The 20133-nt window shown below is 42.1% G+C and carries 15 protein-coding genes and 2 pseudogenes; 5 read left to right on the top strand and 12 right to left on the bottom strand.

What is annotated here, in order from left to right:
* Positions 1-143: 143 nt before the first annotated feature.
* Positions 144-290 carry a hypothetical protein gene (locus J5A60_RS02955; RefSeq protein WP_006717498.1) on the top strand — a complete coding sequence of 49 codons (147 nt, stop codon included), beginning with the start codon at positions 144-146 and terminating at the stop codon, positions 288-290.
* A gap of 73 nt (positions 291-363) precedes the next feature.
* On the opposite strand, the gene pbpC is transcribed toward J5A60_RS02955, so the two are convergent.
* From pbpC to tldD, 4 genes are all read right to left on the bottom strand, one after another.
* Complete coding sequence (gene pbpC / locus J5A60_RS02950; protein ID WP_212510526.1) at positions 364-2721, bottom strand: penicillin-binding protein 1C; 2358 nt, start codon at positions 2719-2721, stop codon at positions 364-366.
* A 112-nt stretch (positions 2722-2833) separates the two neighbouring features.
* Positions 2834-3847, bottom strand: coding sequence for a YeiH family putative sulfate export transporter (locus J5A60_RS02945; protein WP_212510525.1), 1014 nt, complete (start codon positions 3845-3847; stop codon positions 2834-2836).
* 149 nt (positions 3848-3996) lie between these two features.
* Complete coding sequence (locus tag J5A60_RS02940; protein WP_212510524.1) at positions 3997-9753, bottom strand: alpha-2-macroglobulin; 5757 nt, start codon at positions 9751-9753, stop codon at positions 3997-3999.
* Positions 9754-9802: 49 nt separating this feature from the next.
* Positions 9803-11251, bottom strand: coding sequence for a metalloprotease TldD (tldD, locus tag J5A60_RS02935; protein ID WP_212510523.1), 1449 nt, complete (start codon positions 11249-11251; stop codon positions 9803-9805).
* 209 nt (positions 11252-11460) lie between these two features.
* On the opposite strand from tldD, the gene J5A60_RS02930 reads away from it, so the two are divergent.
* A complete protein-coding gene (locus J5A60_RS02930) occupies positions 11461-11796 on the top strand; it encodes a hypothetical protein (protein ID WP_212510522.1) in 336 nt (111 codons plus the stop codon).
* A gap of 64 nt (positions 11797-11860) precedes the next feature.
* Here the strand turns inward: J5A60_RS02930 and modD are convergent, their stop codons facing one another.
* Positions 11861-12709, bottom strand: a complete 849-nt coding sequence (gene modD / locus J5A60_RS02925) for a ModD protein (protein WP_212510521.1) — start codon at positions 12707-12709, stop codon at positions 11861-11863.
* 133 nt (positions 12710-12842) lie between these two features.
* Between modD and rhuM the strand changes: the two genes are divergently transcribed.
* The 3 genes and pseudogenes from rhuM (at position 12843) to glpE (ending at position 14466) form a co-directional block, all read left to right on the top strand.
* Positions 12843-13784 (top strand): RhuM family protein, encoded by a 942-nt coding sequence (gene rhuM, locus J5A60_RS02920; protein ID WP_212510520.1) that lies wholly within the window; start codon positions 12843-12845, stop codon positions 13782-13784.
* A gap of 180 nt (positions 13785-13964) precedes the next feature.
* Positions 13965-14159 (top strand): annotated as a pseudogene (locus J5A60_RS02915) (EamA family transporter); the annotation flags it as partial.
* Positions 14149-14466, top strand: coding sequence for a thiosulfate sulfurtransferase GlpE (gene glpE / locus J5A60_RS02910; protein WP_049356822.1), 318 nt, complete (start codon positions 14149-14151; stop codon positions 14464-14466). The pseudogene J5A60_RS02915 and the gene glpE, both read left to right, overlap by 11 nt.
* Positions 14467-14519: 53 nt before the next feature.
* Here the strand turns inward: glpE and J5A60_RS02905 are convergent, their stop codons facing one another.
* The 7 genes and pseudogenes from J5A60_RS02905 to J5A60_RS02880 all read right to left on the bottom strand — a co-directional run bounded on the left by J5A60_RS02905 (position 14520) and on the right by J5A60_RS02880 (position 20042).
* A complete protein-coding gene (locus J5A60_RS02905) occupies positions 14520-15557 on the bottom strand; it encodes an LLM class flavin-dependent oxidoreductase (RefSeq protein WP_212510519.1) in 1038 nt (345 codons plus the stop codon).
* 11 nt (positions 15558-15568) lie between these two features.
* Positions 15569-16168, bottom strand: coding sequence for a zinc-binding dehydrogenase (locus tag J5A60_RS09530; RefSeq protein WP_249113886.1), 600 nt, complete (start codon positions 16166-16168; stop codon positions 15569-15571).
* 30 nt (positions 16169-16198) lie between these two features.
* Complete coding sequence (locus tag J5A60_RS09525; protein WP_249113885.1) at positions 16199-16432, bottom strand: alcohol dehydrogenase catalytic domain-containing protein; 234 nt, start codon at positions 16430-16432, stop codon at positions 16199-16201.
* Positions 16433-16913: 481 nt separating this feature from the next.
* On the bottom strand, positions 16914-17630 hold the full coding sequence (locus J5A60_RS02895; RefSeq protein WP_212510736.1) for a hypothetical protein: 717 nt from the start codon (positions 17628-17630) through the stop codon (positions 16914-16916).
* A gap of 10 nt (positions 17631-17640) precedes the next feature.
* On the bottom strand, positions 17641-18138 hold the full coding sequence (locus J5A60_RS02890; protein ID WP_212510518.1) for an opioid growth factor receptor-related protein: 498 nt from the start codon (positions 18136-18138) through the stop codon (positions 17641-17643).
* Between the two features lie 78 nt (positions 18139-18216).
* A complete protein-coding gene (locus J5A60_RS02885; protein ID WP_212510517.1) occupies positions 18217-18927 on the bottom strand; it encodes an NAD-dependent deacylase in 711 nt (236 codons plus the stop codon).
* A gap of 161 nt (positions 18928-19088) precedes the next feature.
* A pseudogene (locus J5A60_RS02880) lies at positions 19089-20042 on the bottom strand (helix-turn-helix transcriptional regulator).
* Positions 20043-20133 lie beyond the last annotated feature (91 nt).

Below are 20133 nucleotides of genomic sequence, written 5' to 3'. Positions count from 1 at the left end.
AAAGGCTTAGAAAACTAAGCCTTTTGTTTTTATATCAAATCAATATTCCCACTTTTAATTATTGGTTTCCTTGTTTCGCCACCTTAAATCTGTCTTCCCTATGCTATAATTACAACCATATTTTTGACACATAGAGGTATCGCATGAAAAAACTTATTTTAGTCTTTACGGCAATTTTAACCATCACCGCCTGTTCTCAGCCAAAAGATATTTATTTCAATGGCTCCGAAGGTTCTCACTCCGGTTTAAAATTCGATAAAAATACGAAAACACTGGGTATTAATAATTAATCCCCAAACCCTATCTCAAATCTCAAAGTGCGGTAGAAAATTTACCTATTTTTTCGACCGCACTTTCATTTCCTTAACGGGTGATTTTCACTGTCACATTAATGGTTGTCCGATAGCCGGCTTCATCAACAACCGTTATTTGATAGGTGCCGATGCCTGCCGGTTTCCATAAAAATGTTTCATCTGCTCTGCTCTCGCCTAAATACGCGTTATTCACAAACCAATAAAGATGCTGAACTTCGCCTGATGTCGTGGCAATTAACGGAATGTGGTCTTCTACGCTATTCACATTAATAAAATAAGTCCGATTTTCCAGTGGTGAGGTAATTTTCAACGGATTATGCGTAATCTGTTGTAAAGATTGATTTTGCTGTTCATAAGGGCATTCCGCATTGACCATCGGACTACGTTTCATAATTCCGGCTTGAGCAAACAATTTTTGATAGTCACTGCTCCAGATCTCATAAATTTTTTGTTCCGTTTCCTCGAGCGGATCTGTTGCACAAGCTAAAACATCCGTGCCTTTACGTACGCGTAACTGCTGATAGATATTGCTTACCTGAATGGGCGATTTACCGGGAATAAAAAGAGTATTGGTAAGTTGCTGGCAATGTCTATTAGGTAAGTTGCCGTCAGCGGCACATACCGGAACATCTTTTAAAGTTAACTTTTCGCGGCTAAGCGGATCTTGCATCGTCGGAGATTGCGTAATAATCGCATCTGCCAGCTGTAAAAATAACGGTGCGGCAAGGCGACGCCCAATAAAGTGCGGGTTGCTTTTATTGTTAAAATTGCCAAACCACACTACCAACGTGTAATTGCCAAAGTAGCCTGCTGTCCAAGCATCGCGCAATCCGTTAGACGTGCCGGTTTTCCAATAAATCGGTAACTTGGTTTTGATGGCTTTGTTATAAATATCGGTGCGAATATTCTGCGCTAAGATGTCGCCTAACATATAACTGCTTTCCGGACTTAATAACGGGATAGATTGTTCGGAGGAGGCGTCTTTCAAGGTTTGCAACGGTTGCCATTTTCCCCCATTGGCAAGAGCGGCATATAAGCCAGTCAGTTGTTGTAAGGAAAGCTCTGCACCGCCTAACACCAACGACAAGCCATAATGGGCTTTTTCCTTCGGCAAAACAATTTCCGCTTGTTTCAGCAAATCGTAAAGATCAGGATATTTCAGACGTTGCGCCATCTCGACGGCAGGAATATTTCGACTTTGTAATAACGCCTGCGTAACACTCACCGGCCCAAGGAAATTACCTTCGTAATTCTCCGGTTGATAATCGGCAAAATTCGTCGGCAAATCTTTTAAAATCGTTTTCGGATGGGCTAGCCCTTGATCAAAGGCCAAGCCATAAATAAACGGCTTCAAGGTCGAACCATAAGAACGCTTTGCCAATGTGCCGTTAATTTGACCGCTGATTTGCGGATTAAAATAATCACCGGAACCTACCAAGGCTTTAATTTGCATGGTGCGATTATCCACCAACAATACCGCCAGATTATTCACACCATAGTTTTTTTGTTGTTGCAAATAACGCTGGCTAATTCGCTCAACCAAACGTTGTAATCCACTGTTTAAGCTGGTCACAATGCGCCTATTTTGCGTGTCCTCTTTTTCCGCATATTGTTGCAACACTTGGTCGGTAAAGTGCGGTGCGAAAAACGGAAGTTTTTCAATGGGGCGTAAGGGATAATTTAATTTGAAATGGGATTGCCATTGGCGATCTTGCGGATGACTTTCCACCCAACGGGCATACAATTTATTACGGGCATTAAACAGTTGCGGATTCAGCTGTTGATTATTCTGCTGAATATAGCCATTTGGGTTTTTCGGCAAAATCGCCAATGTCATGGCCTCCGCTAAATTCAAGTTTTTGTTGGCACGATTAAAATAAATCAGGCTTGCCGTCCCGGCACCTTCAATGTTCCGACCATAAGGTGCAAAGTTGAAATAGGCCTCTAAAATATCCTGTTTGGAATATTGCAATTCTAATTGAACGGCACGGAAAATTTGCTCGATTTTCCCGTGGATAGTTCGGCTGTCAATATTCCATAGAATCCGCGCCAATTGCATGGTGATGGTAGATCCGCCCTGCGGCGAGCCACCTAACAGATAGGTTTGTGCCGCGCCACGCAACAAACCGTAAGGGTTCACCCCAAAATGATAATAAAACCACTCATCTTCCTGAAAAAGCACGGCATCCACTAATTGTGGCGAGAGTTCTTCTAATGGCGTCCACAGGCGATATTTCTGATCTTTTGCTGTTGTTAGGCGTAATAAATTCTGCTGTTCGTCATACACTGCAACAGAATAGGGAAAACGTTGCTTCAAAGGCTCATGAGGTAAAAAATGAACCACTACGGCTGTAACGAATAAACCGCATAAAACAAGATACAAGCATTGACGAAATTTCTGTGACATAACCATCAAACATGACTAAAAAACAAAAAAGTGCGGTGGATTTTCAATGTGTTTTATCGCCAAGACAGCTCCACCCTTTTGACTTAACTTACGATTAAATTTCCTTTTCTGCCTATGACAAAAAGAGCCCTGCTTCATAATTGACTAACAAACCACCGACAATTAACCAAAAATAAACCAAGGTGCCGAGAATCAACGGCTTAAAACCGGCCTGTTTAATTGCACCAATATGCGTTGTTAACCCCAACGCAGCCATCGCAGAAACAAGCAGAAACGTATCAAGCCCAACCAAACATTTTACTAACGCTTGCGGCAATAAATTAAACGAATTGAACACCGCAACAGCAATAAACCAAAGAGCAAACCATGGAATAGTGATTTTCCGTGACTCTCCCGCTTGTGCATCTTTAGTCAAAAGCCAAGACAATCCCAATAAGAAAGGGGCCAACATCATGACCCGAATCATTTTGGTAATCACTGCCGTGTCCGCAACAACCGGGCTGATATTGCCGCCAATGGCATAAACCTGCGCCACCTCATGAACGCTGGAGCCCACATAAATACCGAATTGGTGTGGTGTCATTAATGTGCTCACCCAAGGATAAAATAGCGGATACAGGAAAATGGACAGTGTGCCGAAAATCACCACCACCGCAATCGCCACCGAAACTTTATGCGATTCTGCCTTTGTTACCGGTGCGGCTGCCATCACGGCAGCAGCCCCACAAATACTGCAACCGGACGCAGTGAGATAAACAAGTTGTTTATCCATTTTGAGATAACGAATACCAACAAAACAGGTCAGCAAGAAAGTGGAAAGTAACATCAGGCCATCGGTCAGAATCGCGTTTACTCCCACGTCGGTAATATCCTGCAGCGTCAGGCGAAAACCATACAACACGATCCCGGCACGTAAAACCGGCCCTTTAGCAAATAAAACGCCTTTTTCAATATGGCTTTCATAACGTTTATAAACACTATTACCAAAGAGCATCCCCAGCAAAATGGCAATAATGAGCGCGCTTAAATGCGCCTGCTGAGCAAATGGTGTTTGACTTATTTGTTGTGCGATAAATGCTAAAAACGCCACACAAATCAGTCCGAAATAGAATGATCGATTTTTCATTGGATTTGTCATGAAAGGGAAATGAGGCTTCATTATACGCTGAGAACAGCGAAAAATGGAGTTGATTCTGACCGCACTTTAGGCTTGTAAACCGTTAACAATAAAAAACTCTCCATCAAACGAGGGAGAGTTTTTTATTTTTTAAGCGATTATTGAATCACTTCAATATCCCCTTTCGCAGCAGATTGCGCATTAACCGCACGGTTATACATGTTTTCTGCATAAGCTTGTGGAATTTTGAATTTACCCACGTTCACTGCTTTTAATTGATATTGAATGACGGTGGTGGTCTCACCCACGGAACCGTAGCTCAACATACGGTCTTCACGCAAATCACGGTGTACCCAGTTAAAACGTTGTTGAGTTTCCTCTTGTGCGCTCATGTCACCATCCCCCGTTACCACTTCAAATCCAGCCGGATAAAGGTCGGTAATCACCATGTTGTCTTGCACATTTTGTAATGAACGTACATTGACTTGTACGTTAATGATGTCGCCAAGTTTCACAGAAGTCACCGGTTTGCCGTCTTTATCTAAGTAAGTGCGGTCGATTTCCACACCGTTTTTAATCGCCTCAGCAGGCGGCTGTTGTACATAGCCGGATTGGCTAATGGCATACCAGGCTCTTTGCGTACTTTGGTTAACAAAGTTAAGCACAGCTTTGTCTGCATTGATATTGGCTAACACAAAAGCACCTTGTACACTGCCGATATTTTGACCTTCTTGTTGAATATGTAATTTTTCAAGTTGGTCAGGGTATTGCTTACCGTAAGCCTCTAAGGCTAAAAGCACCATTGCGGAAGACAAGCTGTTATAACGGTCGTCGTTTAAATCTTGCACAATGCCTTCAAACAATCCGTTAGATAATAGCGCTGCCTGTTTCGGGAAATGACGTGACAACACATACAACACCGAACTTTTCTCAATCAACGGATCTAAATAATCGCGGTAGAACCATTCGCTTTTCGCCTGCGGATGAGCAAAGTTTGCCATCAGATTGTTCATCAGCGTGTTTGCATCTTCTTCCTGTTTCACCAACTGATAGGCACCAGCCAACCAAGCAGTTGTTAAATCAGATTGCCATTCTTCCGCTTTGAAATGACGCTCCAATAGACTACGAATAGACATTAAACTGTCGCTTGGCACTTGACCTAAACGCGCCAATAAGTACGTCGCATAAGCGCGTTGACGCAGCATGGCTAAATCATCTTCACTTTCCGGACGACTTAAACGTTCTAACGCCGCGATAGTTTGATTAAACAAGCCGTTTGGCGCGACCCATGCTGCCGGTAATTGCACGTTGTGCTCTTGCGCTTCAATGAGGAAATGCGCCACATAAGCTGTTAAGAAGGCATCATCTTCATCTAAACCGGACCATACACCAAAGCCTTCATTCTCAGTTTGGCGCGCCGGTAATAAATTAAAGACACGATTCAAGTTGTTGTGTAATTGCTGTTTAGTGGCTTCAATAGCTTGCTTGTCGCCCGCTTGTGATAAAACGCCAAGTAAACTTTGGTACTCAGGATTATTCGCCAATAACAGATTAGGCATTGCCGCACTAATAATTTGTTCCGTACAGAAGTTGTCATAGTTGCCTAAATAACTTGTGATGCCTTTCGCTAAGACCAACGGAGCGGAAGAGATCAGCGCGTATTGCTCACGGCGTTGTGGGAACAACAGATTCGGTAATTCGCCTTGTACCTGTTGATTTACCGCCACATCCCCCACTTTGATGAATTGCTGTTTCGCCGTCAGTGGACGCACGGAAATACCGTATTTGCGTTCAACCTGTGCCGGTTGTTGCTGTTCATCTAAGTAAGCCGCAGTGAAATATAAAATGCCGCTACCAAGCAAATCTGTTGCTTTTAATTGGAAATCCACCACGCCTTCGCTCATCGGAGCTAATACAATGGAGGTTTGCGCATTGCTTAATACTTGGAACTGCGGTGCAACATTGAGCTGAACAAGCACATTTTGTTTACTCTTCGTATTATTCGAAACGGTCAAACTGACTTTACTTTCATCATTTGGTGCCAAGGTTATCGGCGCACTGGGCGATAAAATCATGTCATCACGCACCAAAGTTTCCGCTTGTGCGATATTCATTTGTGAACCGTCATTTGTTACGGCAACCGCCATGACTTTCAAATTACCATTAAAGCCCGGTGGAATTTGGTAAGTTACCGTTTTGCTTCCGTCCACATCCACAATATTTGACCAGTACACTGCCGGTTTATCGGTTTTACGTTTAAATGGATTGGTATTGGCCGCCAAGGCTTTTTCCAACATTGCCATTTCTTCCGAGTCACCACCGGTTTGTGCAAACTGCAACACTTTACGAAATTCCGGCAGAATCAAATCCAGAATCTGCAAGGTTTCCACTTGAAGGGCATATTTCGGGAAGAAAAACGCCAACGGATCTTCTTGTTTATGTCCTGCCACTTGCAAGATGCCTTCATTCACCGCATAAATCACCGCTTTACTTGGTTTATCCGCAGATAACGTAAACTGAACTTTATCACCGGATTTCACTTGCTGCGGTGCACTTAACGTCACATTCAGACGATGGTTATCCACATTGACGCTAAACGGCGCAACGCCATAACTTAGCGGACTGGTGAAAATATCATCGGATTGCATATCACGAGAGAATTGCACGTTAATATAGCCACTTCCCTCAAAATTCTCAGGAATTCTGATTTTTTGTACAGAACGGTTAGTCGTGGATTTAAACCATTGATGGGCATATACACGATCACGTTCAATGGTGATTAATCCACTTCCCGCATAAGGTGCGTTAATCGCCACTTCAATTTCTTCACCCGGCATAAATTGTTTTTTATTCAAATTCAATTTAAGTTCAGTGTTTTTATCCATGGCGACAGAGACGTTGCTGTTACCGATCACCGTATAAGGAATGCGATTGACGGTTTCACCGTATTGGTTATTAATCACCAATACAAAGTCACCACTACGCTCAGTATTCAAAACAAAATCAGACCCGCTTGGATCGATATCCAACGGTTTTTCATCAATTTGATTTTCCACCAGTTTAGATTCGTACTTATAAGCACCGGAGCGTTGTTCGGTCAGCACGGAAACATATTTACGTTCCATTAAGACCGCACTTAGCCCTTGCACGGAGATTTTTTGCAGACTTGGATTAATCGCAATTAAGTTCACCTGGCTTACGCCGTTTTCTCTTAAATAATTCAAGTCTTGCGCACTGCTGTAGCCCACTAACCAAGGTTGCGCAGAAACCAACACCGATTGCACTTTAGATACGCCACGACCGCTGTTATTTTCATAGCCGTCCGCCGTGAAATACAACATTTGTACGGTATTTTCCGCTTCTTGCGCTAAATTCAAGGCAAAAACGGCATCACCGTTATTATCCGTGGTTTGATCCTGTAATTCGGTTTCCAACAAAATCGCATTTTTATTGCGTTGATTATCATAGAACTGATAGTTCTTGTATTCAGGAAAGCTCGGGAAGAGAGAATGCAACATGATGTTTGCACTCACTCGGCGTTTTTGCGCCGGCGTACCAAATAAATTCGTTAAATGGATAGTCGCCTTTAAATCCTGTGGCGAAACCCAACCGGCTTGTTGGCTACGATTAAACATCGTATTGATTTTCAACGTATCCGGTTCAAATTCCTGCACTTGGAACGTCATAGAGCCAACATCAATTTGTTCTTGTTGTTGACCAATAGAAATATGTGCCGTCCATTCACCGGTTTCTGCATTTTCCGACAACGGATACGTCAAATCATTAAAACCACTTTCACTCACACGGATCGTTTTTTGCCATTGGGTTTTACCGGACGGTGACGTGATTTCTAAAGTGAGTGGCACATTGGCCAAGGATTTTTTCCAATCCAACGCCTTACTGATCATGCCGATATACACGGACTCACCCGGACGATAAATACCACGGTCATTAAACAAGAACGTCTTAATGGCGTTTTGTTCCGGCGAAATTTCTTGGCCACGAATATCAAAACGGGAGAAATCTAAAGTGCGGTCTGATTTATCAATCGGCAGGAAAGACTGATCCTGCCCGCGTGTGACTAAATACATAACCGGCTCAAGTTCTTGCTTGAAATTCTCTAAAGATGGAAGCTGAGCCACCCCGAGTTTGTTAGTAAATTGACTGGCAATCACTGTGTTATTGCGGGAAATCACTTTCACTAACGCATTCGACACCGGTGCGCCACTGGCAATAGATTGCACGAAAACAGATTGCGTACCATCCGCAGCTTTTTTCGCAATAATGCCCAAATCCGTTAACACGATTAAACGGTAATCACTGGTTTGTGAATTCGGATCGGAATCCCAATAATAGTAGCTGTCTTCATCTTTGCTATCTTTTAAATTATCGCCGTCAGATTCACTGCCAGAAGTCACCGCACTTGCTTTTACCCAGAAGATCCCTTGCTTCGGCAAACCTTTTTGCGATAAATCCACACTGAGATAGTCCGATTTACGTGGATTATCGTTAGCAACAGTAAGGGTTTCCGTTTTAAACGTCGCAATATCATCAAATTTTAAATTGCCTAAATCCGGTTTTTGGAAACTATTGCTGTTTAAATTTGCTACATGGCGAAGTTGCTCAGCCTGAACGCGGCCAATATCCAGTTGCACACTGTCAGCGTTACGTACAGCAAGGGTTAATTTGCCGTCGCCATATTGAGACAATAAAGAACCTTTGCCCACAAAACCGACATAGGTCGGATAATTCGGTGCACATTCTAAGCTGCCAATCGGTTTTTTCAGTTGATAACCGCCTAAGGCTGTGAATTTATTATTCAGTTGCAAATACAGGCAACGTCCTTCCGGAATATCAAAACGGAAAGATTGTTGAGCCGAGTAAGGATGTTCGCTTGGAATCAATTCCGGCTGGACGCGTTCACCACGTCTCACCGCCGCTTCCGTTAATTTTTCCGACTCCCAACTTTGCCCTTCCGGTAAGGAAGGTAACAAAATCGCAATAAGATTCTCGGCAATGTCTTTTCCTTTCACGCCGTAATTGAAATTAAAGGTTAAAACTTGCTCTGCTTCATTTTGCTGATTGTTAATCACCCTAAAACTATTATCCTCGTTTTGCAGACTGTATTTCGTCGGCACCGGCACGAGCTTAGTGATGTCTTTTTCTAAGGTATTCACACCGGTCTTCGCCCGCAACGTTTGGCTAATTTTGGTTTGCACAAATTGATTCGGTTGGGTCGATAAAGACAGGTCATCCGAGCTGATCCATGCTTCCAATTTATTGTCGGAATAACGAATCTTAAATTTCAACGGATTAATCAAATTGAGCGATTGATCCTGATTTTTGCGAACTAAATTTACTTCAACCGCACTTTCTAAAGCTTTCGGATCAACCGGATTAGAAAACACCAAATGCGTTAATGCATGACGAACATGAAAGACATTTGGATCCTGATAAAAGTCCGCATCGGAATCCACAACACTAAAAGGCTGGGTTTTCACGGAATGAGGCGTAGTGACCGATTTCGCATAAGCCAAACTCGGATTTAATACTGTTTTATCTAACGTAATTTTATATTCTTGCCCTGTTGGCCAATCCTGCGCAGGGGTAAAACTCAATAAATTATCACTCGCCCAAACCCATTTCCCTTCAAGGGCAGGTTCCATTTTAATGCCTTGCGTGATTTCAGTTTTCAGTTTATCAATCGGTGCGGCTGCTCCGTTAAATTCGATGTTCAGTGGATAAATGGTATTGGATACGCCTTCTTCCCCATAATAGGTCGGCTCAATAGGGTTAAATTTCACATGAACCGCATTGCGCTCGTTTCCCTTTTGTTGCTGATACCAATAACTACCACCAGCTGCTACGGCTAACGCGAGTGCACCAAGCACTAAAAATTTTATTTTGCCCTGCATTAGATGTTCCCCTGATTAACTTTAAAATTGAGGCTGTCATTTACCATCATTAATTCGTTCCGCCTACTGTAATCTGATCGATTTTCAATGCCGGTTGCCCTACGCCCACCGGCACGCTTTGTCCTTCTTTACCGCAAGTGCCTACACCATGATCCAATTCCACTTCATCGGCAACCATGGACACATTTTGCATCACTTCAATGCCGCTGCCGATTAAGGTCGCGCCTTTCACCGGCTTGGTGATTTTGCCTTTTTCGATCAAATAAGCCTCTGAAGTAGAGAATACGAATTTGCCGGAGGTAATATCCACTTGGCCACCACCAAAGTGCGGTGCAAAAATGCCGTGTTCTACGGACGCCACTAAATTCTCAAATTTATCTTTACCCGCCAGCATATAAGTATTGGTCATGCGTGGCATTGGCAAATGGGCATAGGATTCACGACGTCCATTGCCTGTCGGTTGCACGCCCATCAAACGGGCATTCATTTTATCTTGCATGTATTTTTGTAAAATACCGTCTTTAATTAATACGTTATATTGACCTGGCACGCCCTCGTCATCCACGGTGACCGAGCCGCGGCGATCCATTAAAGTGCCGTCATCCACGATCGTGCATAAAGGCGATGTGACTAATTCACCGATTTTGCCGGTAAATAAGGAACTTTCTTTACGATTAAAATCGCCTTCCAAACCGTGCCCTACCGCTTCGTGTAATAACACCCCCGGCCAACCTGCGCCTAACACCACCGGCATTAATCCTGCCGGTGCCGCTACTGCGCCTAAATTCACTAATGCTTGACGCACCGATTCTTTCGCAAAATAGACCGCTCTTTGCTCGCCTTTATAGTTTTCAAAGAACCATTCCAAGCCAAAACGACCACCTGCGCCCGCACTACCACGCTCGCGCTTACCGTCTTGTTCTACCAATACGGAAACCGATAAACGAATGAGTGGGCGAATATCAGCTGCCAAGGTGCCATCTGTGGCTGCGACTAGCATTTCTTCATACACCATGCTCAATCCGGCATTCACCTGTACCACTCGCGGGTCTTCCGCACGAGCCGTTCTATCCACTAAACGCAATAACTCAATTTTTTGCTCTTGGCTTAAACTGTATAGCGGATTAATCGGCTGATAACGCAAAGGCGCATCCACCGGATTAAATCTCACCGGCAGAATAAAATTACCTTGAGAAGGTTGAGCAATGCCACGCACCGCTTGAGCACATTGTTGCAAATTGGCTAGATTAATTTGGTCAGAATAGGCAAATCCGGTTTTCTCGCCACTGACTGCACGCACGCCTACTCCGCGATCAATATGAAATCCGCCTTCTTTAATAATCCCGTCTTCCAATACCCAGTTTTCATCCTGACTTAGCTGAAAATATAAATCGCCATAATCCACGTTGCGTTGCGCTAACGTATCAAATACGTTGGATAAATCGGATAACGCCAAATGACTGCGGGTTAATAAAGACTCGGTAACTTGTTTTAACATGAAAGATTTACTTATATCGAAAAATAGATTGATAAAAAATACGCAAATTATAGCGAATTCGAGCTCTCGGGGAAAGGCTAATCACTTTTTGATATGATTGGTGTAGATCTGTTTTGTCATCAGCTTTCAGATTACCGTCTTTGTAGTATGGCTCATTTTTTATAGGGGATTATACTGAACCCCTTATTTTTCCAATTAAGTAACAGATTATGCAAAATCCATTTAAAGCCGAATGGACGGCAAAAGGGCATACGCTCTGCTTAGGACATTGGGATATTCGCTATAACGACATTCCTCTCGTCCTCCCCGCTGAACGCCGTGATAAAGATATGGGCACCAGAAATATCTATAATTTTATTGATCCCGAAGATGAGCTTTATTTAGAAGGCTTGGATGAAAACGACTGGATTTTAGCCAACATGGATTGGCTGTCAGATTTATTTATTCAATACGACATTCCCTTGGAAGAAGACTACATGCGGGCGTTTTATCAAGCAGTGAATCCGGAAGACTGGCGTTGTGGCAGTTGTGGCGGTTGCATTTAACCGTCACAGATTGAATACAGAATGAGACTTTTAATCAAAAAGTGCGGTCGTTTTTTACGGTGTTTTAAGACTGTCGCTCAATCACCACTTTAATATCTTCCGGTGGGGCGTAATAAGGGGCGGAGGTGATAAATAAATGAATGCCCAACTTAGCATAATCAGCAACATTATGTTTATTCACACCACCGGCAACAGAAAGAGTGATTTTTTTACCGCTCGCCGCCACCAAAGACAATGCCCGTTTCACGTCATCCACCGACCATTTATCCAACTGAATAATATCCGGTTCGGCATCCAACATTTGTTCAAATTGACTGAAATTATCCGCTTCCAAGGTAATTTTATTTTCCGGCGCTTCCCGTCTTAAACGTTCCACGATTGCCGACCAATTATCGGGTTCCACAAGCAAGTTGCGATGATTGGTAAACACCAGCAGCGTTTCGCTAATGCCTTGCCGATGAATATGCCCGCCTGCTGCCAATACCGCATTGGTCGCTAACTTTCGGGTATTCGGAATGCTTTTGCGGGTGCAGGCGACCACCGCATGAGGATTGATGGCTTTGGCATTGGCGATCATGTCCGCCGTGTATTGCGCCACGCCACAAGACCACTCCAACACGAGCTGAACCACTTTCCATGCCTGATGTAATTTGTCGCCAAAACCCACCGCACTTAACAGCACCGTGCCGGCATCAACGGTTTCACCTTCCTGCCCATAAACCTGCGGTTCAAGCTCCAGTTTTCTCAGCAATTTTTCTGCCACGCTAATGCCCGCCACAATACCGGCATTTTTACGTTTAAATAAAATCGTCGCCGGCACGTTGTCCAAACCGAGCGCGCGCGTCGTCAAATCGCCACGATAGATATCCTCCAATAAAAAATCGTCTAATTCTTTATCTGAAAAATAAATCATGTGTTCTCCTTAAATAAATCGTCCTAAATGTAATTGGGCTGCCCAATAATGGCTTTCAGCATATTCTCTATATAAATCAAAATATAGCAACGATTAAAAACCGACCTTTTACGGGAAAACTCACACGACACAAGTGGAAGTCAGATTTGAAAAGGATACGGTTTGGCTGAGTTTACAACAGATGGCTGATTTATTTGGGCGCGATAAATCTGTTATTTCACGCCATTTACGAAATATTTATAGTGATGGAGAGTTAGATAGAAAATCAACTGTTGCAAAAAATGCAACTGTTCAAATTGAAGGCAAAAGACAGATTAATCGAATAATCGAATACTATAATCTTGATGTGATTATATCTGTGGGTTATAGAGTCAATTCTATTTTAGGGACTAAATTTAGAATTTGGGCAACCGCTCGTTTAAAAGAGTACCTTACTCAAGGCTATGCGATTAACCAACAGCGTTTAAAGCAAAACGCACATGAACTGGAACAAGCACTTGCACTTATTCAAAAAACGGCAAATTCCTCAGCATTAACACTAGAAAGCGGTCGTGGATTAGTGGATATTGTCAGCCGTTATACGCATACATTTTTATGGCTACAACAATATGATGAAGGTTTACTTGCCGAACCGAAAACCCAGCAAGGCGGTATGTTGCCCACGTATTCCGAAGCCTGTTCTGCACTGGCCGAGTTAAAAGCACAGCTGATGGCAAAAGGCGAAGCAAGCGATCTATTTGGACGTGAACGAGATAATGGCTTATCTGCTATTTTAGGCAATTTAGATCAAAGTGTGTTTGGTGAACCTGCTTATCCAAGCATTGAAGCAAAAGCCGCATATTTACTGTATTTCGTCGTCAAAAACCATCCTTTTTCAGACGGTAATAAACGTAGCGGAGCGTTTTTGTTTGTGGATTTCTTACATCGAAATGGGCGTTTGTTTGATCATAATGCTCATCCGGTTATCAATGATACCGGGCTTGCTGCACTCACATTATTAGTTGCCGAATCTGATCCCAAACAAAAAGAAACGCTCATTAGGCTTATTATGCATATGCTTAAGCAAGGGGAATAACCAACAAATAGCGACCAAAGTCGTTATTTGGATTCGGATCAATTAAGTAAATCGGTGTATTGCGTGGAGCTTCATTGACTAAGCCATTGGATGGAGACACTCCTTTTGCCTGAGCGTTTGGAAAACAATCGAAAAATCGACCGCTCTTTTGCGCCTTCGACGTCCATTTACATCAATAAAATGCAATGGATGAATTTACTTGGCCTGCTGGGCTATGTTGAAACCATTTTGATGGTGATTATTTCATTTTTGATTGGAGAGGAAATGGATGCGGATAGTTATCCGTTATTCATTTGTTTAGTATTGGCGACGAGCCTGATTATTTTTGATGGCGTGTATAAACAGCGCGCAAAGGGAACAAACCATGTCGTTTAAAGAAATTAGTCCAGAACAAGCTTGGGAAATGGTGCAAAATGGTGCCATGCTTGCAGACATTCGGGATCCACAACGTTTCACCTATTCTCATGCGAAAGGGGCTTTTCATTTAACCAACCAAAGCTTTTTACAATTTGAAGAACAGGTGGACTTTGACTCCCCGATTATCGTGAGTTGTTATCATGGTGTGAGCAGCCGAAATGTGGCGACTTTCCTCGTTGAGCAAGGCTATGAAAATGTGTTTAGCTTAATTGGTGGGTTTGATGGTTGGGAGAAGGCAGGTTTACCAATAGAAACGGCTTATTAGTATTTTTTGATTTAAAGTGCGGTGAAATTCACCGCACTTTTCTTTTTGTCTCGCTATTGCTTGTCCACAATCGCTTTCAACATCGTGTAAGATTGGGCTTGCTTTTGTTCATCAAAAATATAACTCACTGCCATAATTTCATCAAAATGTACCCGCTCACGTAATTGCTTGAGTTGAAAATCCACGCTTTCAGGACTACCGATAAGCGAACAAGCAGTCATTTGTTCCACTACGGCACGTTCTTGGTTGTAAATCGGGATTTCCTCGAAATCAACTGGGCCAAAGTGCGGTTTCTTTTGGGCGTGCATTTGAGCTTTCCAAACATCTTCTTCTGAAGCCATAGGCGGTTGTAAATTTTGTTGTGCGTTAGTCACCACGTTTAAGAAAAATAGTGTTTGTGTCGTCGCTAATTGTTTCGCTTCTTTATCGGTTTCAGCGACAATCGCGTTCACCCCTAAGATGACATAAGGCTCAGCAAGATAGGTAGAGGGTTTGAAGTTTTTGCGATAAATATCTACCGCCATTTCCATCATGCGTGGCGCAAAGTGTGAAGCAAAGGCATAAGGCAAGCCAAGTTCTGCCGCAAGATAGGCACTTTCGGTGCTGGATCCCAAAATATAAAACGGTATATTCAAGCCCGCAGAAGGATAAGCCGAAACAGGGTTGCAATCTTTAAAGTAACCGCGAAGTTCTGCAATTTCCGCAGGGAAATCCAGACTGTTTCGTCCACGACGAAGTGCTGCAGCCGTTTGCATATCAGTTCCTGGTGCACGGCCTAAACCGAGTTCAACACGGTTTGGATAAAGCGTCTCCAGTGTGCCGTATTGCTCAGCTACTACATACGGCGAATGATTCGGTAACATCACACCACCTGACCCCACGCGCAAAGTTTTCGTATTGGCTAGCGTATGTTGAATTAAAAGTGCGGTCGCTGAACTCACCAAATTTTTCATATTATGATGCTCAGCAATCCAATAGCGTTCAATGCCAATGTTCTCAGCATGTTTTGCAAGATTCACCATCGAATCGACCGCTTGCAAATAAGTTTGCCCTTCACGAACGGGGGCAAGATTGAGAATAGAAAGTTTCATGGTGTTTCTCCTTATTGATTGAGCAAAGTGAGCAAAGTGAAATCTAACATCACTTTCCCAATATGCGTGCCTTTGTCCATTTCTATATGGGCTTTTGCTACGTCTTTAAAATCAAATACTTGATGAATAATCGGTTTGCCGATTTCACCGTTGCCGAGTTTTTCCCAGAGCTCGTTGCGTAAGGATTGGGTGATTTCTGCCTTTTCTAATTTGGTGCGACTGCGCATTGTTGAGCCGGTGATGTGGATGCGTTTTAAGGCAATCGTCAATAAATCCACGTTTTCGGCGATGTTGCCGCTCATAAATCCAATTAAAAATAACCGTCCGTTTTGGCGAAGACTGTCGATATTACCTTGGAAGTAGCTGGCACCGACCAAATCTAACACGGCATCCACGCCACCTTGTTGTTTTAGCACTTCTGCAAAGTTTTCGGTTTTGTAGTTAATTGGTGTGCCGCCGAGCTGACGGATGACATCTGCTTTTTCTTCATTACCCACAGTGGCAAAGGTTTCAATGCCTAAGCCTTTGGCAAGCGTGAGCGCGGTGATGCCAATGCCACTCGTACCGCCATGAACGAGTAAGCGTTCGCCTGATTTAACTTGTTGGTGCATAAATAAATTCACCCACACGGTGAACAAGGTTTAGGGCAATGCTGCAGCTTCAAGCAAAGAATAGCCTTTTGGAATCGGCAGGGCTTGCGTAGCAGGCACGATGCAATATTCAGCATAAGCACCACCATCGGTTAAGACACAGACTTCATCGCCCGGTTTAAATGCCGTTACACCTTCTCCGATAGCAGCAACCGTTCCTGAAAGTTCTAAGCCCATAATGGGTGTAACCCCTTTCGGCATTGGGTATAAGCCTTGGCGTTGCATAATGTCGGGTCGATTAATGCGCCCGCATATGCCACTTTCACTAAAATCTCTCCCGCTTGTGGTTAGGGAATTTCCGTTTCTTCGATAAAAAGCACATCGGGCGTGCCTGTTGTTTTCATATTAATTTGTTGCATTTTCATAGGGGTTTCTCGATAAATAGGTCTTTATTGTCCCTTATTATACGAGGTTTTTCTGACTGGTAAATCAATAAAATTGGAATAGACAGTTCCGAGAAAAGGAAAAATATTGCAAAATAGGCACAAATTCAGATGTATTCGAAAAAATGATTGTATTTAATAATATTTCCTTAAAACGCGGGCAAACCGAATTGCTCGAGAATGCCACGGCAACCATCAATCCGAAACAAAAAGAAACGCTTATTAGGCTTATTATGCACATGCTTAAATATAAGCAAGATAAGTAATGATAAATAGCGACCGAAGTCGCTATTTATATATCAACGTTAAACTTAATAAAAAAATTATTTACATAATTCTTTTACTGACTCTACTAATGCTTCCATTTTGTCGTAAGAATTAATGCCACTTGGGCCACCAAAAAATGGGCAAACACAAATTAAAGTATCATTGTACTTGCGATAGAAGATATTAAATTCTTTCAACGCTTTAGTTTCATATACGGCTTCTCCAGTAAAAAACTTAAAGAAGTTATCTTTTTCAGTGACTCCCGTACAAATAATAACTTTAGGATTACATTCATCTATAAGTTGACGATAAAAAGCACCACGATTTTCAACACACCATTCTCTATATTCATCGAATGTTTCAAATCCTGTCATCTTAATGAATTGTTCATTCCATTGAATTGATGCTCTATTTTTGAAATTGATTGGTAGCATATTTAGTTTAAAACCAATACCCTGTGGATAAAGCACATTATAAGTACTAACAAAATACTCATAGCTTTCACCACTTTTCCAATCTAAATTATAGTAGTACCACAAAAACCAACATAATTTTTGATTATATTGCGTAGTCCAACTACCATCAAAATCGTCCTCTAACCAAGAGTGCGGTATTAATTTAGGGCTTAAACTAAATTTCTTATAAAAATCATCAGGAGAAGCTTCATCACCAATTCCCCATTCTAACCCACAAAACCAAACATCTGAGTTAGGATTTCCGCCATCTCCTCCAGCGAAGGATATTGCCACTTTTTTAAAATCTTCTGTTACTATCATTTTATCCTTATTGTTTAAGTAGATTTGTCCAAATTTCCATTGTTTCTTCTTGAATTACGCCTTTTTCTTGACCTAATTTTATTGCCAGTTGCTGTAAACTTTTAGCCAACTCAGAATGACCGCAATAATTTAAACTACGAATGATGCGGGAAATCTTCTTACTTTCATGCCCGATATTACGTAGCCAAACTTTACGTTCACTCAATTCTGTTTTTGAGAATATTTTATTATCTTCACGATATAAACAGAAGTAATCCAGAATAATATCAATAGAATGTAAATATTTATTTTGAATTGCTTCATCTCCAATAAAAATAGCCAAGTCTTCTTCGTTAAAAACCGATACTGAACGATTCCATTTGGAACTTTCAGTAACAGGTAAAAGCCAAGGAATATAAAAATAAGCATCGCCAATCATTCTTTTTGGCATTGCCCACATATCTTGCAAAGATAAATTATGTTGGCTTTTTCTTTGTTCTAAATAAAATTCAATTACTGGATGCATACGTTTCTCGTTGATTCATCAGTCATACAGTATAGTGATATAAAACTCGCTATTTATGTGAAAAGTGCGGTCATTTTTCTATGAGTTTTTAGTGTTCTCTAATAACTCTGCCACCACTTTCGGCACTCCCTCTCCTGCCTTTTCTTTTATTGCAATCACTTGCTTGCGTACAAAGCCTGTATTGGGATTCGGATCAATTAAGTAAATCGGCGTATTGCGTGGAGCTTCATTAACCAAACCATTCGCTGGATACACCTGCAAAGAGGTGCCAATCACTAATACTACATCCGCTTGTTCTACAATCTCAATGGCTCGTTCTAGCATCGGCACCATTTCGCCGAAAAAGACGATATAAGGGCGCATCGGATGTCCGTTTGGATCTTTATCGTCTAATTTCTGATCACCAAAACAATCCACGATATAACTTTCATCAAAGCTACTGCGAGCTTTATTTAATTCACCGTGTAAATGCAACACATTTGAGCTTCCTGCTCGCTCATGTAAATCATCCACATTTTGCGTAATGATTCTCACATCATAGGCTTTTTCCAATTCAACTAAGGCAAGATGCGCAGCGTTTGGCTTAGCTGCGGCGGCATTTTTACGGCGTTGGTTGTAAAAATCTAACACTTTCGCACGGTTCTTTTGTAAGGCTTCCGGTGTACAAACTTCTTCGACTTTATGCCCTGCCCACAAACCGTCTTCCGCTCTGAAGGTAGGAATGCCACTTTCGGCACTAATCCCCGCACCGGTTAATACCACGCAAATTGGTTTATTTTTCGCTGCCATGTTTTTTCTTTCCTCTCACTTTTAGAATCTCATCAATCGCTCTATCTCTTCCCATCATGCCCGAAAATATTTCTGCTTGATCAGGTGATTGATAAGGATTCATCTTAATGCCCTCTCTGTTGATGGCTTCATCATAAAACATAAAGCGACAATGTGTGTCGTTAGGAAATGTCCTCGAGATATACACGATCAATTTCTTGATAATTTTCGCCAAAATGCACAATCCACCAGTTCAACATTTCACTCTCAATGACCGTAGCTGAAATTTCATATTCACTGCCACAATCTTTCACTGTTTGATCAACCTATAACGGCGTTTCTGTCAAAAATCCACCAATCGCTTTATCTACTCTGAACGTTAATCGAATTTTTCTGCCATAACTAAAGCCGAACTTTTGGCTTTCAACATACGCTTTCAAATTAAAATCCGGGCGCTCAAATTGCATGGTACTCACGGTAACCTCAAGCAAACGATGCAAAGCAAGATGCAAAATATCGCCATGTTCATATTGTGCCACTAAATAGCTACTCGGGCCTTGTTGTACCAAAGCAAGTGGCTTAACTTGTGCTTTATGCTCTTTGCCGTGAATACTTCGATAATGCACCTGTAAAAATCGGTTTTGATAAAGTGCGGTGCTAATTTGAGCAAAAATTTCGGGCTCAATTTTGGCGGGCAATAACGGTTGGCTGGTTGGCGCAATCGCCACTTTGTTTAGCCATTCGGAACCGGATTTTTTATTGGCATCATAGACCAAGTTATATTCTGCCTGCTTAAAAAAGGATTCCATCGAATTCAGGATATTCGCAGGCAAAATGCCTTTTAAATATTGCTTCGCCAACATCAGAACCAAGGATTGTTGCTCATTTAAAATCGGCAAATCGAGCCCTTTAGCATTTTCTTTCCAGCGATAACTGTAAGGCTTGCTGAGGGTATTACATTCAATATCAAACTGTTCTGACAGGCTTTTTAACTGGCGTTGAATACTACGAATATCTCGAAAAAAACCAATGTCCTCTAACTTCTGTTGGATTTCATGCGTGCTGATGTAACTACGTTTTGGAATTAAACGTAAAATTTCTAATTGTAAATATAGGGAATTGGATTCTTTTGCCATATTATTTCTCAGCGTTGTTATATAAAAATCCCCAACATATTGTCGGGGATGAGAATTAAATTGCGTTATCCCAATACAACAATACGTTGCT

It is taken from the genome of Aggregatibacter sp. oral taxon 513 (assembly GCF_018128305.1).
Taxonomy (GTDB): Bacteria; Pseudomonadota; Gammaproteobacteria; order Enterobacterales; family Pasteurellaceae; genus Aggregatibacter; species Aggregatibacter segnis_A.
The sequence above is the reverse complement of the archived record's forward strand: the minus strand, read 5'-3'. Positions and strand labels throughout refer to the sequence as shown.

What these genes read in the sequence shown, in the direction of transcription:
- modD (WP_212510521.1), bottom strand. Translation starts at nt 12,709, where the DNA reads ATGATTTATTTTTCAGATAAAGAATTAGACGATTTTTTATTGGAGGAT.
- J5A60_RS02955 (WP_006717498.1), top strand. Translation starts at nt 144, where the DNA reads ATGAAAAAACTTATTTTAGTCTTTACGGCAATTTTAACCATCACCGCC.
- J5A60_RS09530 (WP_249113886.1), bottom strand. Translation starts at nt 16,168, where the DNA reads ATGCACCAACAAGTTAAATCAGGCGAACGCTTACTCGTTCATGGCGGT.
- glpE (WP_049356822.1), top strand. Translation starts at nt 14,149, where the DNA reads ATGTCGTTTAAAGAAATTAGTCCAGAACAAGCTTGGGAAATGGTGCAA.
- J5A60_RS02905 (WP_212510519.1), bottom strand. Translation starts at nt 15,557, where the DNA reads ATGAAACTTTCTATTCTCAATCTTGCCCCCGTTCGTGAAGGGCAAACT.
- J5A60_RS02885 (WP_212510517.1), bottom strand. Translation starts at nt 18,927, where the DNA reads ATGGCAGCGAAAAATAAACCAATTTGCGTGGTATTAACCGGTGCGGGG.
- pbpC (WP_212510526.1), bottom strand. Translation starts at nt 2,721, where the DNA reads ATGTCACAGAAATTTCGTCAATGCTTGTATCTTGTTTTATGCGGTTTA.
- J5A60_RS02930 (WP_212510522.1), top strand. Translation starts at nt 11,461, where the DNA reads ATGCAAAATCCATTTAAAGCCGAATGGACGGCAAAAGGGCATACGCTC.
- J5A60_RS02890 (WP_212510518.1), bottom strand. Translation starts at nt 18,138, where the DNA reads ATGCATCCAGTAATTGAATTTTATTTAGAACAAAGAAAAAGCCAACAT.
- J5A60_RS09525 (WP_249113885.1), bottom strand. Translation starts at nt 16,432, where the DNA reads ATGCAACGCCAAGGCTTATACCCAATGCCGAAAGGGGTTACACCCATT.
- tldD (WP_212510523.1), bottom strand. Translation starts at nt 11,251, where the DNA reads ATGTTAAAACAAGTTACCGAGTCTTTATTAACCCGCAGTCATTTGGCG.
- J5A60_RS02940 (WP_212510524.1), bottom strand. Translation starts at nt 9,753, where the DNA reads ATGCAGGGCAAAATAAAATTTTTAGTGCTTGGTGCACTCGCGTTAGCC.
- J5A60_RS02945 (WP_212510525.1), bottom strand. Translation starts at nt 3,847, where the DNA reads ATGAAAAATCGATCATTCTATTTCGGACTGATTTGTGTGGCGTTTTTA.